General features: G+C 51.3%; 8 protein-coding genes. 2 read left to right on the top strand and 6 right to left on the bottom strand.

Annotation, left to right across the window (positions count from 1 at the left end):
• Positions 1-2,356: 2,356 nt before the first annotated feature.
• The 4 genes from AC13D2_RS01130 to AC13D2_RS01145 form a co-directional block, all read right to left on the bottom strand.
• Positions 2,357-3,505, bottom strand: coding sequence for a hypothetical protein (locus AC13D2_RS01130; RefSeq protein ID WP_482938088.1), 1,149 nt, complete (start codon positions 3,503-3,505; stop codon positions 2,357-2,359).
• Positions 3,506-3,656: 151 nt separating this feature from the next.
• Positions 3,657-5,336 (bottom strand): DUF4942 domain-containing protein, encoded by a 1,680-nt coding sequence (locus AC13D2_RS01135; RefSeq protein WP_482938089.1) that lies wholly within the window; start codon positions 5,334-5,336, stop codon positions 3,657-3,659.
• Positions 5,337-6,555: 1,219 nt separating this feature from the next.
• The gene (locus tag AC13D2_RS01140) at positions 6,556-7,719 is read right to left on the bottom strand and encodes a hypothetical protein (RefSeq protein WP_482938090.1); all 1,164 of its coding nucleotides are present in this window, start codon (positions 7,717-7,719) and stop codon (positions 6,556-6,558) included.
• Between the two features lie 488 nt (positions 7,720-8,207).
• Entirely contained in the window at positions 8,208-9,092 is an 885-nt protein-coding gene (locus AC13D2_RS01145) for a BrxR family helix-turn-helix transcriptional regulator (protein ID WP_482938091.1), read from the bottom strand.
• Positions 9,093-9,384: 292 nt separating this feature from the next.
• Here AC13D2_RS01145 and AC13D2_RS01150 point away from each other — a divergent pair, with 292 nt between their 5' ends.
• Both AC13D2_RS01150 and AC13D2_RS01155 read left to right on the top strand, forming a co-directional pair.
• Positions 9,385-9,558, top strand: coding sequence for a hypothetical protein (locus AC13D2_RS01150; protein ID WP_482938092.1), 174 nt, complete (start codon positions 9,385-9,387; stop codon positions 9,556-9,558).
• Position 9,559: 1 nt separating this feature from the next.
• A complete protein-coding gene (locus AC13D2_RS01155; RefSeq protein WP_482938093.1) occupies positions 9,560-9,895 on the top strand; it encodes a YegP family protein in 336 nt (111 codons plus the stop codon).
• Between the two features lie 170 nt (positions 9,896-10,065).
• Here AC13D2_RS01155 and AC13D2_RS01160 read toward each other — a convergent pair whose 3' ends face one another.
• Positions 10,066-10,881 carry a hypothetical protein gene (locus AC13D2_RS01160; RefSeq protein ID WP_482938094.1) on the bottom strand — a complete coding sequence of 272 codons (816 nt, stop codon included), beginning with the start codon at positions 10,879-10,881 and terminating at the stop codon, positions 10,066-10,068.
• 7 nt (positions 10,882-10,888) lie between these two features.
• Positions 10,889-14,098, bottom strand: coding sequence for a type I restriction endonuclease subunit R (locus AC13D2_RS01165; protein ID WP_482938095.1), 3,210 nt, complete (start codon positions 14,096-14,098; stop codon positions 10,889-10,891).
• Positions 14,099-14,140: the final 42 nt, after the last annotated feature.

Genomic DNA, 14,140 nt, shown 5'->3' on the forward strand with positions numbered 1-14,140 from the left:
CTTTTAGAGCGTGTGGCACAGCCACTCGCTCCTGGAGGATCGTTCTAACAGTCGCGAAGCGTCTGTTGATCCGACTTCGGGGGCCCCGCGATCAGCGGGGATCCTTTACCGGCCGGAGGTCGGAAGCGCGAGGGATACGGAGGGCGTCAGTCCCGCCAACGGCGGGATGAGCGAATAGCGAACCCGGAGAAGCCCGCCCCGAAGGGCGCGTCTCTGAAGTTTCCGGCCGGAAATTCTCTGACTTTTTCTTAGAATCAAAGCTACACGGACCAGTAATATGTCCTCAGTCCGAGTTATTCGCTCTGTCTAGTGCAATAAACCCCTCTTTAACCAAGCTAAAGATGTCCAAATTTGCAAAGCTTGTGCGGCAATCAGGCATAGAAGATAAGAGGCTTACTACTTGCGCGTGGGTTTTTTCGACATGTGAACCGTCGACCAAGTTTTTCACTAAAACCGACACATCGATAATTCCTTTGTCATCCAACGATGACGCCGTGTTCGAAAATCTGCATAACCCTATCCTAATGTAGGCAGTGTCCTTTTGTGGGATTTTGTAAATCGTTTCACCTACTTCCGTCCCAAAACGCGAACCCCCTTTTGCGAAAACTAAAGCACCTATTGGTTCGCGATCATATTTCTCAAGGCCTGCGAAAGCTGGATGTGCGTTCGTGGGAAGGTTTCCCTCGTATACGCGCAACGTCGCTTCAAGACCCGTAAGGTCCATTGTATATTCATTATGATTTGATATTTCTACGTCTAGCCAGGCGGCTGAATCCGTCTTCCTGATGTCGGAAGTAATAATTGGCTCAATCCAGCCGCCTATTCCTTTTCCGGCCTATACCCATTTATAAGCGCTGTTATCAAGGTGAACAACTCGCCTTTTTGTTCTTGGGTGAGACTATCATCTTCTCTCATTGCCAAGAGTGGGCAAAGTGTCTGACGATAACGCCTATCAGCTGCGGCCTCTCGGTCAGACATCGGAACCTCTTGTTTGACTGTTCCTTTTACCGATGTGTTCGAACCTCCCTTAATATTTCCGCTTACGCCGCCCGAAGCATTCGCGTTGTCAGAGAGCGAACCCTCAGCTTGGAGCTCAGCCGTCAATTCCCGGCCAGAGTTCACAACTTGCTCATATGTGAGGTCACGAGCCTGACGCTGCCAGCTCTCCATTGGAAGACCTGGACAGTGCGTCGAAAAATCGAATGATGTAGTTTCAATAGTTTCATCGGGCGTAGTCTCAGTACTTTGGGAGACGCACCCAAACAAGGCAAAACACATGGATAGGAAAATCAGAAAACGGTGATTCATCGCTTTAATCCCTTAAAGGTTCATTGAACTCGGCCAATGATCGATCGCTACAGCGAACTCCCGCGCTGATCCATGCCAATCTTATGTAGAATTAAAGCCAATTTCCTAGAAACGTTCAAGAAATAGACAATACTGAAAATTGTTTCCGGCCGGAAACATATCGGCGGGTTAGGATCCAAACCAGTCCATGAAGGTTTTGTGAGTCTCACATTCAAGCGAAGGCTGAATCTCCACTGAGCCAAAGCCTCCATCAGGTGTAATCGCATATGCCGCCACTCGAAAGGCCTCCAGTCCGTTTGGGAGAATTGCAATCGTTTCAAACGACGATTGAGAGAGGACGGCACAACGTCCCGAGTAATTGGGTGGCAAGTAACTGGTAGCAGCGGTGCCGCCTATTTCATCAGCGACCTGGGCGATTACGGCGCCGCAGAATTCGGGGCATTCCACTTTCACGATTGACCCTCTCGAAAACCATAGCCCTGGCAATGGGCCTCTCGATTAATCATGCTTTTCTTCCCTCAAAGGTCGCTTAACATCCCTATTTGTTATTATATAATCATCGGAGAAAGTAGAACCTGGAGGGAAGGCCTTCTACGACGTGACGCCGCTGAGTTTCCGGCCGGAAACTTATATCTATTAGATCCGGAATCGATTCCGAAATCCGAGACCTATAAGAAAGATAAGCGCGATTGCAATCAAGCCCTGGGTTGCCATCAAGGCATACAGTACGGGTTCTGCATCCTCGAAAATATTCCGAAACCCGATGAGGCGCAAAACACCCGCAGCAGGAAGAAACGGGAAGGTCCATGCAAACGAGAACAACAACGGTGACTCGATGCTATCGAACACATAACGATAGATAAGGCCAAAACCCGCCCAAGTAAAAGTGAGCCAAAGCATCGGTAGAGCTATCGATTGCCCATAGTTGGAAGTGCATTCATAAATTAGGTCGAGCGTATCCGCGAGAAACCTGCCAACTCCTTTCCTTTGAAAACGGTTAAATCGCATTTCCTCGGCGTGACACGTCAACGCCAGGCCATGATCCTTGTTAGCCTCTGCCAGCTCTTTGATTCGCTGCAGTTTGGCGCCCCTGTTGGGCCTGCCGCTTTTGCTTGCTGGTCATCTGGGAGCCAAACTCCACATCTGTAAGACTGAGGTGTTTTTGAAATTCAGTACCCACTAGATTTGGAACAGGTCCAAACTTCAGTCCATTAATAAATAATGGGCCCTTAAAGGTGGATCCTCGAAAAGAGAGCTCGCTTGTAAACACCTCTCCGTCTTTTTGACTAAATTCCAGTATTCCAGGAAAGTGGGCCTGTTTGAATACCACCTCACCAGGGCCAAGATCACTGAAGTTTAGTTCTGTTATTGCGCGCTCAGGAAATCTGGTAAACGCAAAGATCATATGCCCGCTTACCATGCCGAGCCCATCGAAGCGCAGCCGCCTGACTTCTTCGAAATTGGCATCGGTGAAGCGCAAATAGTTCTTCGTCCCTTCATGATCCGGGAATCCGAGTCGCAGGCCATTCACGCATACGTTCCCGCTTCGCCATTCCGTCTTTGTGAAGTCGACCTGAGACAGATTTGAAGCGCCCGCGAAGTCCAGCAGCAGGTCGCCTACATTCAGAATGGCTTCACGGAATGAAATACTTGTGCCCGTCGACGCTTTGATTTGGAAGTGGAATTTTGGACCCTGCATCACACAGCAGCAGTCAGCTTGCCCAGGTTTCTTAAATGGCCCAAAGCTCAAACGCTTCTCGCCTAAGTCTTGAATCTGAATCTCGGCATTGTTGTAAAACCTCGCACCGTTAAACAGAACCTTGCCTTGGCCACTAAAGGAGCCCCCCTTGAACTTAAATACATCAAACGAGGATCCAGCAAAGGATAAGGTTCCGCTTCCAAAATGAGCGTCCTGGAACACGACAGCGCCTTGGAACGTCCCTGCAAACGTAATATCGCCATCGCCAAAGTCACACTCACCGAAATGCAGAGTCCTGGCGCCCCAGCCAATAAAAGGAAATTTCAAATCTCTTTGGCCAATGTCGCTCCGCAACTGCTCCCAATCCATCGCATCGAAGCAAATCTCAGCGCCATCTTTCGCTTCACGCTTAAGAGATTGGCTTGCTTCATCAGGGGTTCGACATTGCAAAATCGTCTGCAGGAGGGTTTGAAGCCTTTCGCCGCTGATACTTTCCATTTACTGTCCTTGTCCAAGTGGCGTGTATTTTAAGGTGAGTTTCCGGCCGGAAACTAAAAGGCCCGCGATCGCGCGAGCCTTCGTCTTTAGTCACCTTTAGCCTAGCAGGACCAATCCCTGCTGCATCCAATTTGTTTTCGGGCGGAAACTTTTACGGAAGCGGTGCTGCCAAAGCCAGCAATGCATCATTACCCAACCGCAAGTTCGAATGAAAGGCTGCTTGCGCTTGCGTCACAGAAATATCCATTTCGTCAGCGGCCTCCTGGGCATTTCGCACCCATCCTTTCAAGCGCCCGAATTCCACGTTCAACCGGCACATCAAACGCTGATTTACCTTCAGATGTAGCGTTCCCTTCTTGTGAGCCTTTGCCTCGAAAGCGACAGCTCTTTGCCCGGTCTTTCGGTCGGTAAAATGAAAAAGCACTTTCTGGCCGGCCTCCCATGCCCGCCGGCCCGCTGGCGCCTCATGCCTGGTCTCAAATCCCAGATTATTAGCAACGGTCATTAGATCGTTCAAAAGGTCTGCCACGGTAGAATCGAGGGTAGGGGACTGATCTCCAAAATACCCATAATCCAGCGCTTTCCAACACTCCAGGATAATCCGATGATCGAGTTTGTACCTTTCGATCTCGGGCGTGCGCCCGTAACGCCAGCCTTCCTCGGCAAACGTCTTGACGTTGGATTTATAATTTATGACATTGGCTTTCTTGGTCATTCGCTCCACGAGCTCAATCAGCTGGTCATCAAAGTATTGATTGCAGTTTTTAATGAGCCAGGCACAGAGCGCATGCACATTATCCGGCGTGAAATCGATGCTCATCGAGGCCTGTAATTTGTCCATAACCCTTTGCCTTGTCTTCGTAGCCAGCCGGGAGGTAACCGGCCGGAAATTCTCGAACAGCTCACGCCAATAAACGTGCTTCAGGCCCTCAATCTTGAGCTTCAGCCCTTTGGCCAAGGCTTCGGTGCTTACCCCGAGCTCCCCAAGCAACACCGGATCGAGGCCGCAGATCCGCTCATAATCCCCGACCAAATCCGATAGATCGTTTTGGTAAAAATCAGACAACGCCTGCACCAGACCGCGACTAGTGATTAACTCCCGGCCGGTACTGATACGCTTCTTGGCTCTGGCCTCAATGGTTGCCTTTGGATCAAGATTGGAACAATCCGCGACCGTAGATTGAGGAGCAAGGTGTTGCTCAAACCAAAGATCAAACGGATCCACCCGCAACTCGTTAGACCGATAGCTCCGGCCACGATTGTGGCTGTGTTTATCTAAGCGGATTCGGACCACATCAACGACAGTGCGCGCGCGACGGTCGGCATCGGGGGTATCAAAAGAAAACTGAGCCAAAACTTCGGTTTCGGCCTTTCGACTTTCAATGGCAGACTGCAGAGATTTATCGTTCTGCCAACGTACCGGAATGATCAGGTAGATAAGCTTTGCGTTAGCTTCGCGAACGATCTTTTCTGACCAGGCTCCAAAGTGAGAGTAGGGCGGGTTCGAAAAGATCACATCGCATCGCAGATCTAAAAGCACCTGGGCGAATAGGTCAGTTCCAACAGTGACAATGCTTCGGTCCTGGCGCTCAACCAACATCAGACTCTTTTCAATGGCATATCGATCGCCGTCAGTCAGACGCATTAGGGCGCGCCCGTCCCCAGCACCGACATCAAGCGCCGAAAAGATAGGGTATTTGTCGCTGAGCGGATCCGAAAGAATTGCCTGTATGTCCTTTCGGACAGCACTCAACATCTCATTGGTAGTGGGATAAAACTCGAAATCTTCGGAATGGTCTTTCAGTGCGGAAACAAGCGCAAGTGTACTCATGATGGGATTCTCCTAACTCGCCTCGACGCCGGCGAACGCGCTGCCAGCTAACTACTGGCTCCCTCAAATACTCACATTTCTACCGCATTTTGTCAATCTTTGGGTATATCTTTAGTATCGCCCATAACGTCCGCTGCTATCCTGAGTCAGAAGGGTGAACGCATAGAGAGCGGCGATATGATTTCCAGGGAAGAGATGGGGCAGATTGAGCGGAGTTGTAGGCCTTACAGGGTGAAGATCAACGCATGGTCTGCTTCTTTAAATTCAGAACCTCGCTACTACATAAACCTCTATAGCATGCCGGCAGGGGTAGGGCCCTGTCGAACGAAGCTCTGGTTTACGTACGATAACCCAAAAGTGCAGATCGATGACCGGTATTCGGCGCTTGATCATCGATTGAGCTCCCAGATCCAATATGTCCAGCAGGCGATCAATCGGTTTTTTGAAGAAAACAAACAATCGCTCTTGCAGAGAAAAAGAAGCAACCCGAACCCTTTCTAGTTTCCGGGGGATCCGTTTCCGCCCGGAAACATGAACCGTTTGGCATGATCAAAACGTGCTACTGGCAATAAACTCGACTCCAGGTACACTCTGGCTATCTCGTTGGGTCGAGATGAGGCAAGGATGCCCGTTCACCGCAGTATGGTCTCTCGGGTGCGTCACCTGCTCAGTGGTGAGCCTGGCCGGGGGCACCCGGCACCAACCTCCTTTTTTTGGGAGGGGCAGGGCAGGGCGGCTACCCTGATCTGTCCAGCCGGTCATTTTTGTTCCGAACCATCCGAACCATTGGCCGCCCCTTGTCCATTACGCCAATCACGCCTGTATCGATCGCCGCACCCACCATATATATTCCTGGTCCCAGCCTTTGATAAGGCTCCAGAATCATCCGCCGCCACGATGTTATATCCAGGAGCACAGCTGAAAACGATGGGAGTCTGCGGATGACATCCCGATCGGCAATGCCGAGCCATGATCTCACTTCAATCTCGTGGGCTGTGACCACACCAATTGGCTGGTGAGAGGCGTAAGCATTGAGGGTGGCAAAATAGGTGTTATGTCGTCGGCGGAATTCCACAATGTCACTCGCTGATAAACTGTATAAATATACAGCTTATCAGGAGGGCTTTCGAGATGGAAAAGCAGGACGAAACGAGGAGCCAAGAATCGTAGTAAGTGCTTACTATTACTTAACTCGCTGTCCTGGCATGCGGGAACTGGATCAGGCGGAGCAAGAATACTGAGAAGGGGCTCGACCTTCCACGACTTGTCCCGTCTTGTAATCCACCTTCTGCGTCTCTTCCAAGTCGGTTTCGTAACGCCACCCGGGACCGTCGTTCGTCATTAGATAAAAGCTCCTGAAACAGTCATATCCACCCTCGTTCACCAGGCTCCCGGCAGCCCTGCAACTGGCTTTATTCGCAGCCTCAGATAAGTAACAATTTACTGAAGTACCCCGAATTCTGCCCACCAAAGCCTTCGCCTGTAGCTCTTTCTCGAATCTATCCCCAGCAACACCCTGCACCTTTGCACGCTCAACCGTCCTGAGGTTGCCTTTCAGCTCCGACAACACAGGATGAGCCTCATGGATCTGGTCGATTTCCAGCTCGTTCGCCACTTCCCAGCCATTCTGGCCCATGATGAACTGAAGCTTGACCAACCTTCGCTCGTCATTACCGTCCAGGGCCTCTAAACCAACAAATGCGGTCGCCGGGTTAGCGGAACCGTTGGTATAGAGTGTCGTACCGAAGTCATTCAATACTGTGAGACGTTCATAATTCCGCCGGGTGTATCGTTTTGCCAGCAGCTTCAACGTGTCCAGACTTTGGTAGGTAGTATCTAACTTCCCCTGGATGACCTTGATATCGCCATATGTGGCGAAACCACTTCCTCGCAGCTCTGTCCCATGTTGTTCAGCGGTCAACACGATGGAGAAGGGTACTCCGAGTAGCTGAGAATCTCCGAACACGAGGTCCAGCTGATAGTTTCCCATAAGCGATTGGGTGTCAGGCACGCCTTGATCTTCAAGCTTTTGCTTCAAGCGCAGGTGCGGCACTAGGCCTGGCCCGTCCGATGGGACTTTGAACCCGTTGCCCGCCGGATTATCGTCAAACAATACGATTTCTGCAGAAAGATCAGCAAAAAAGTCTGAGCCCTGCCGCAACTCCAACGTACCTGATTTCAGAATGGCCTGTTCCACGGAGAATTGAACATCCCGAATTTTCCCAGATACGGGATCCTCAGTGCGCATGGTTGCCTGGGTTTTCTTTTCGTCGGGGGCTCGGTCAGACGCAGCCTGAGAAACCTGATCTGGCTCAGATTCACTAGTACATCCGAAGACTGCCAAAGCCACAAGGGCAATAATGATAGGTTTGAAGTTCTTCATTCAATTCCATCCTTAGACTTGATCAATTTTTGACTGCCGTTTTATCAGCAATAAAAACAGCTCTTTAGGTCCCATTTCCACCGATTTATCCACGAAAATGGCGAATAACTTTGCCCAGTAACAGCAAGGAAGCTGTTCGTGGAACCATAAGTTGGCCTGTTCGGCCACTTTTTGATCGTATAGGCGATCTCGGCTTCCGACGGACGTCGATCTCGTAGATTCTGACATCGAGTCATTTGATCAGAAGGATCGGGGCTCAGCGCCGGCATGGATGCCAGGCAAACGCGACACCTGCCCAGTGGTGTGACGCGCCAGGGAGAGGCCTGGCTCCTTGCCCCAGAGCCGTTTCACCATAACCTCAGATTATGCGCAGTGGGCTCACCCCTCGAACAGAAGCCAATAAGCGACCACATCTCTCTTTTAGGGCCATCGGAAAGCTTATCCTCAAGCTCCATAAGAAAGGCCGAGAATTCGTAAGCAGCGAAAAGCTAGTCTAGACTCGGTGCCAACCTAAAGCTTTCGATATTCATGTTCTTAATTTCTTCTGCGTTTCGTAAGTGGAGCAGTATGTGCTTACCTTTTAGGTCGGCACTGGTGGTGGCGTCCACATTCCAGGTGCTCAGCAGGTAGCCTACCTCAGCCCTCCTGGCCCGCTTGGTAAAGCAGCCATTGGACATTCCAAATTCTTTTTCGACGGCTAGCCGGTGATGGCTATCCAGCCTTGGGTGAGCTTCAATGATCAGGTCGACATTTTCTATCCAGTCCACATCGTCGTTAACCGTCTCACTCGGTTTGATATTCTCTTTATGAAAAAGCTTTGCGGTAATCACCCGGTTGAGAACAAAATCTGAAAACTTTGACCGCTTCCGATCGTAAGCGCGCGCATGCCAGCGTAGACCATTGTTCATCAGCGAATGCGGGCAAACAGTCCTAATGGATTCGCCATTAGACGTCGACACGTACGTGATCTCAACGGGTCGATTGGAAGAAATTGCTCTGGAGAAGGTGGCGGTGATGTCCAGATCCGGTTTTTCCAATGCAATGAGGTGTGCACACCGAAACTCTTCCTTGCTGTCCATAACGTCGCCAAAACCACTTGTCAGCGTGGATAGGCATTTGTCAGCAGAAAGCGGTAGTAAACACTTAAAGTTATTGGTCGTTACGTAGTGCTTTCGCCGGGGATCGTAGACGATGTTTTCCGGAGCCGCTTCAATGTAGGTTCCCAGATCACGGGTCGCAGCGGCTGAACCCACATCAAAGCGTGCCATGATGTCTTTGCGAGTGACCTTCCCGGTGAAATAGGCCAAAAACTCAATATGCGCCAGTCTCTCCAGCTGTTGGCCCGATACGCCCTCAAATCCCACGCTGTTCATAGCTTTCCCCTTACCCGTCGCTGTGAACGGATACTCCTCGTTCTTTTCGCTCCAATATAGGCTGACTCTCAAAAACATTCAAATCGTTTTGATCGACGCACACATAACGATTGACATCATCAAAATGATGCGTATTATGGAAGGGACACTAAAAAGCCCGAGCGACTAGGGATCGGTCGGGCTAATTAGTGTACCTGAACCGCCAAGGGCAGTAGGTACCAGCTTTAGACGGCGAGAATTCTACTGTCACAAGGCATCTTTGTAAACGACTAGTTCGAGAAGGAGAACAGTCATGGCAGTGAATCGCCCCTATGGTGATAATAAACGGATCGGCGCTGTCCGGAAGCGATCCCAAACTCAAATGAGTAACGGAAAATGGGTTAAACGTGACGCAGAAACGGGCCGGTTTATGGACGTGAAGTCCGATGACCGTCCTTTCAAGGGCGTTCGTAAGGAGGCGCGTTAAGATGTCAGCACGATACGAACTCTTCCGCAGTAACCAAAATGCTCACTATTACTTTCGCCTAAAGGCCGGTAATGGCGAGATCATTTTGCAGAGTGAAGGCTACCTCAACAAAGGCGGAGCGGAGAACGGGGTCGAGTCGGTCCGGCAGCACAGTGCAATGGAGCGTTGCTACGATCGAAAGACCTCTACCGCTGGCCAGCCTTACTTCGTGCTCAAAGCGTTGAACGGACAGACCATTGGCAAAAGCCAGATGTATTCGTCCACGTATGCCAGGGACACGGGTATCGAGTCGGTTAAGGCAAACGGGCCGAGGGCCCCTTTAGTTGATCTGACCTGATACCCAGCAGCGAGTAGTAATCAATACCGCCTTTCTTTATAAAGGCGGTATTGGGTCAATGTTTTCCTGCGTCAGCCAGAAAAACTCCACCTTTTCCAAAAATATGCGTTTCATCGAGCGTTAACTGCAGCCCATCTCTATTGACTCGGGTGCAGACATTTTAGTCCCGGCTAATTATTGGACGTTTCGGTCAGTTGTGTTTCAAACAGATTCAAAATTTCTTCCAATGAGGCTGTTTCAATCTGAGCCTTTATTTCCCCGGGCGGGTCGGTGGCGAGCAAAACTGATTTGAAAAAATTCTCCAAGAGGTCACGCAGATCTTGCGTCAGACTCTCATCTTGAACCTCTTTTGTAGGCCATATCAGCGGCCACAGCCAGACCCGAAGCCAAAACCAAAATCCGGCTTTCCAGCTCACACGGCGCACCATGGTGTCCAAGTTGGCCATTAGTTCGCTCATTGTGTTGTCATGAGATAACTCGATCTGCGTTTTCCCGAAACTGTTGACCTCAGACGCCTCCTCGCTATGGGGCATCGTGTCTATGAGCGAGGTCACGACGTTTGAGACATTTTCCGACATCTTGGGGAGAAGCTTCATGCCCCGAAGGCGGTGGGTTAACAGAGGGTTGATTCGCGAATACTCAAACAGCGCGGTTTCATAGCTATTGAGCAGCTTCTGATCGGCTCTGACCAACCCATCGACCATGGAAGCAAGGAGTGTTGCGATGTGCTCCCTGGGAATTTGGTTAGTCACCAGTTCCTTCAAGTTCGGACGCTCACCTAAAATACCATTAAGCTCTGATTGAAATTCGTCGACCATCTTATCGAGTTTAGGTTGCTCGATGAGCAATTGCTGACGGATTTCAAGCAAGTGAAAGAGCACCGTCCGAGCGCTTTCTTTGCGCTGCAAGCGTAATTTCATGAGGTACCCCAGCACCCCCAAGCCTGCAGTTACAAGAATTCCAACGTCAAACACCAACTCTTGCATTTTTACCTCAGGAGCCTCCCTGCCTACTGATTTGCCTGCCAGGCAATGACGTTCTCTCGTCCACCGAATTTTTCCCCGATAAAAGGCTAAGGATCAGTAACGCAAATGCCCTTTGTTTTGGCTCGCTCTCCAGAATCTCCATCGACAATTTTTCATGGTCAGTCATCGAATCAAGTACCAGGTCAGCCAGCCGCTTCGGGAACAACCCGTGCATCACCTGATCCGTTGAATGGCTGTTCACCTGTGCCATAACCGCTTCGTCTCGGCGCACCCGATCAGCAATCCCGTTCGCAAAATGCAGCTGGTCCTCATCGCTGACTTCGGCACCAAAGATGTCATTGAGTCTTTCGATGATCTCAGAAAGGCGTTTCTTCTCGGGATCGTGGGGCTTTCCGGTACCGACGTCTGTGATTGGATCAAGGCCGTCTGGGTCATCTTCCCCTTCCAATCGGAGTTCATGTTCTTTGCGTTTGGTAATCCGGTAGTGTGTCAGTGCCAATTCAGAGATATCGATCTCATCGTCATCCAGGGCTTCCTGCCGAAGTAGCGGCAGCAGATGCTTGGCGAAGACACACAATTGCTCGAGCTCCGGATCCTCGAAGAACACGATCTGGGATAGGAATTCGTAGGCGCGAACAAAGCTACCCAGGTTTTTCTTGAACAGATCCAGCTGATCCAGGCCTTCACCAATTGCCTTCAGGGTGGCATCGGCCTGTTTCAGGCCAATGGTATTGCCATCGGTTTCGGCCTGCTTACGGGCAGCCCGAGTCTGTGATCGCTCGTCTCGAAGTAGTTGGTACCGCTTGTTGAAGCGCTCGCGGGCCGGTTGACAGTAGTAACTGAGTTTGGATGACTGAGCCTTTGGGTCAAAGAACGCCTGCGCGAAAGCCTCTACCTCATCCCAGTGATAGATTTGTTCGGCGTCCAGAGCTTCCTGAAGGTCGTAAACCACTTGGGCATCAGAGACACCTGATAGCTCTGCTTTGTTGTAGTAGGGCAAGAAGGCATCGAGGATCTCCTGAGCATCGTTCACAAAGTCCAGGATGAACGTTTCCTTGCCCGGGAATCGACGGTTCAGGCGCGAGAGCGTCTGCACGCACTCCACGCCCTTGAGTTTCTTGTCCACATACATGGCGCAAAGCTTGGGTTGGTCGAACCCGGTCTGATACTTGTTGGCCACCAACATCACGTTGTACTCGTCCGTGTCGAACGCTTCTGCATGGTCCCGGCCATTCAAGCCCGGGTTCAAAAATCTGCTTGTCTCTGTCACTTCTTCAGGGATTACGTCATCCTGTGGCAAGCTGCCGGAGAACGCGACGAGCGGGTGAACATCCTGATACCCCTGATGCTTGATGTATTGCTGCATGGCCAGCTGGTATCGAACGGCTTCCTGTCGACTGCTGGTGACCACCATCGCCTTGGCGTGGCCATCCAGCAGGTGTCGGACGTTTTCCCGGAAGTGCTCAACGATAATTTCGACCTTCTGGCTGATGTTGTACGGATGCAGACGAACCCACTTGGCCAAGGTGGTTCGGGCCTTCTTGGAGTCTACTTCCTCGTCTTCGCCGTCAGGGTGAGCAAGCTTCCACGCCACCGCATAGGTGGTGTAACGCTTGAGAACATCCAGGATAAAGCACTCTTCAATGGCTTGGCGCATCGAGTAAACATGGAAAGGTTCAGGCTTATTGGACTCACTCCGGGGTTGGGAAGGGTCTGGTTCCCGGCCAAACAGCTCCAGAGTCTTGGCCTTAGGCGTCGCAGTAAAGGCGTAATAACTGATCTGTTCGCTTGGTTTGCGGGCCGACACAGCCGCATCCAGCAACTCTTCGGCGCTGATTTCCTCTCCTTCCGGGAGATCGCCGCCAAGAATTGCCTTGAGCTTGGTCGCTGATGATCCTGTCTGGGAAGAATGGGCTTCATCCGCAATCACCGCATACCGGCCTGATGCCAGTTTGGGGTATTTTTCCAAGGCATCGAATAGTGCCGGGAACGTCTGAATGGTCACGATAATGATTCGGGTTTGTTCGGCCAGAGCTTCGGCCAGCTGCTCCGATTTGCTCTGATTGCCCAGGTCACGATTGATAGGCCGAACCACGCCCTGGGCATGCTCAAACTGGTAGATGGTGCTTTGTAGCTGGCTATCGAGGACCGTTCGGTCGGTGACCACGATGATGGAACTAAATAGCTTATTGCCATCGGCATCGTAGAGCTGGGCCAACTGATGGGCCGCCCAGGCTATGGAATTGGATTTGCCAGAGCCCGCACTATGCTGAATGAGGTAGCGCTTGCCGGCACCCTCTTGCCGGGTGGCCTGAATTAGCTGGTTAACGACATCCCACTGGTGATATCGGGGGAAGATCAGGGCTTCCTTGGTCTTCCGGTTTCCGTAGAAATCTTCCTCAGTTTTATTTTCCAAGTGCAAGAACCGACCAATTACCTTGAGCCAGGCGTCTTTCTGGAGCAACTGTTCCCACAGGTAAGCCGTGGCGTAGCTGAATTCGTCCTCGGCCCGGGGATTCCCCGCACCGCCGTCTGAGGTGCCCCGGTTAAATGGAAGAAAGAAAGTCTCCTTGCCATTCAACTTAGTAGTCATGGCCACCTCATCCTGGCTGACTGCAAAATGCACCAAGGCCCCGCGCTTGAAGATGAGCAACGGCTCCGGCTTTCTGGTCACCGGGTCTTTGATCGGGCGATCCTTTTTGTACTGGCGCTTGGCGTGCTCGACCGTTTGTTTGAATTCGCTCTTGAGCTCCAGCGTCGCGGTCGGAATCCCGTTAACGAAAAGCACCAGATCCAGCCGGGGGTTGTAGTCACCGGTGCGCGCATGGGGCGAGTAGGAGACCTCTTCGACCACGCGCAACCGATTGGCACTGTATCTACGCTCCGTGTCAGGATTCATGCCGTGATCGGGTTTAAAGCCACAAAGATCAACCTTCACACCTGGTACTTTGAAGCCGTGCCGCAGTACATCGAGAGTGCCCTTCTTTTCAAGCTCCCGGACAGTTTTCTGAATGAGCATCTTTTCCGGATTCTGAGGATTGCCTTTGCAGAACTTTTCCCACCGGTCCGGCCAGGCCTGCTGGAAGTAACCGATCAGGTCTTCCGGATACAAGGCATTCGCCTTGTCGTACTCTGATGCCTTGCCGACCAGCCAGCCCTGATCACTCAGGGCAGCGATGATGTCATTCTGGAAAGCTCTCTCGCGGCTGTCAGCCATGACCTACTGCTCCCTTGGTTCGTTAATTCGATACTGCAGAGT

Source organism: Marinobacter sp. B-12 (genome assembly GCF_056857915.1).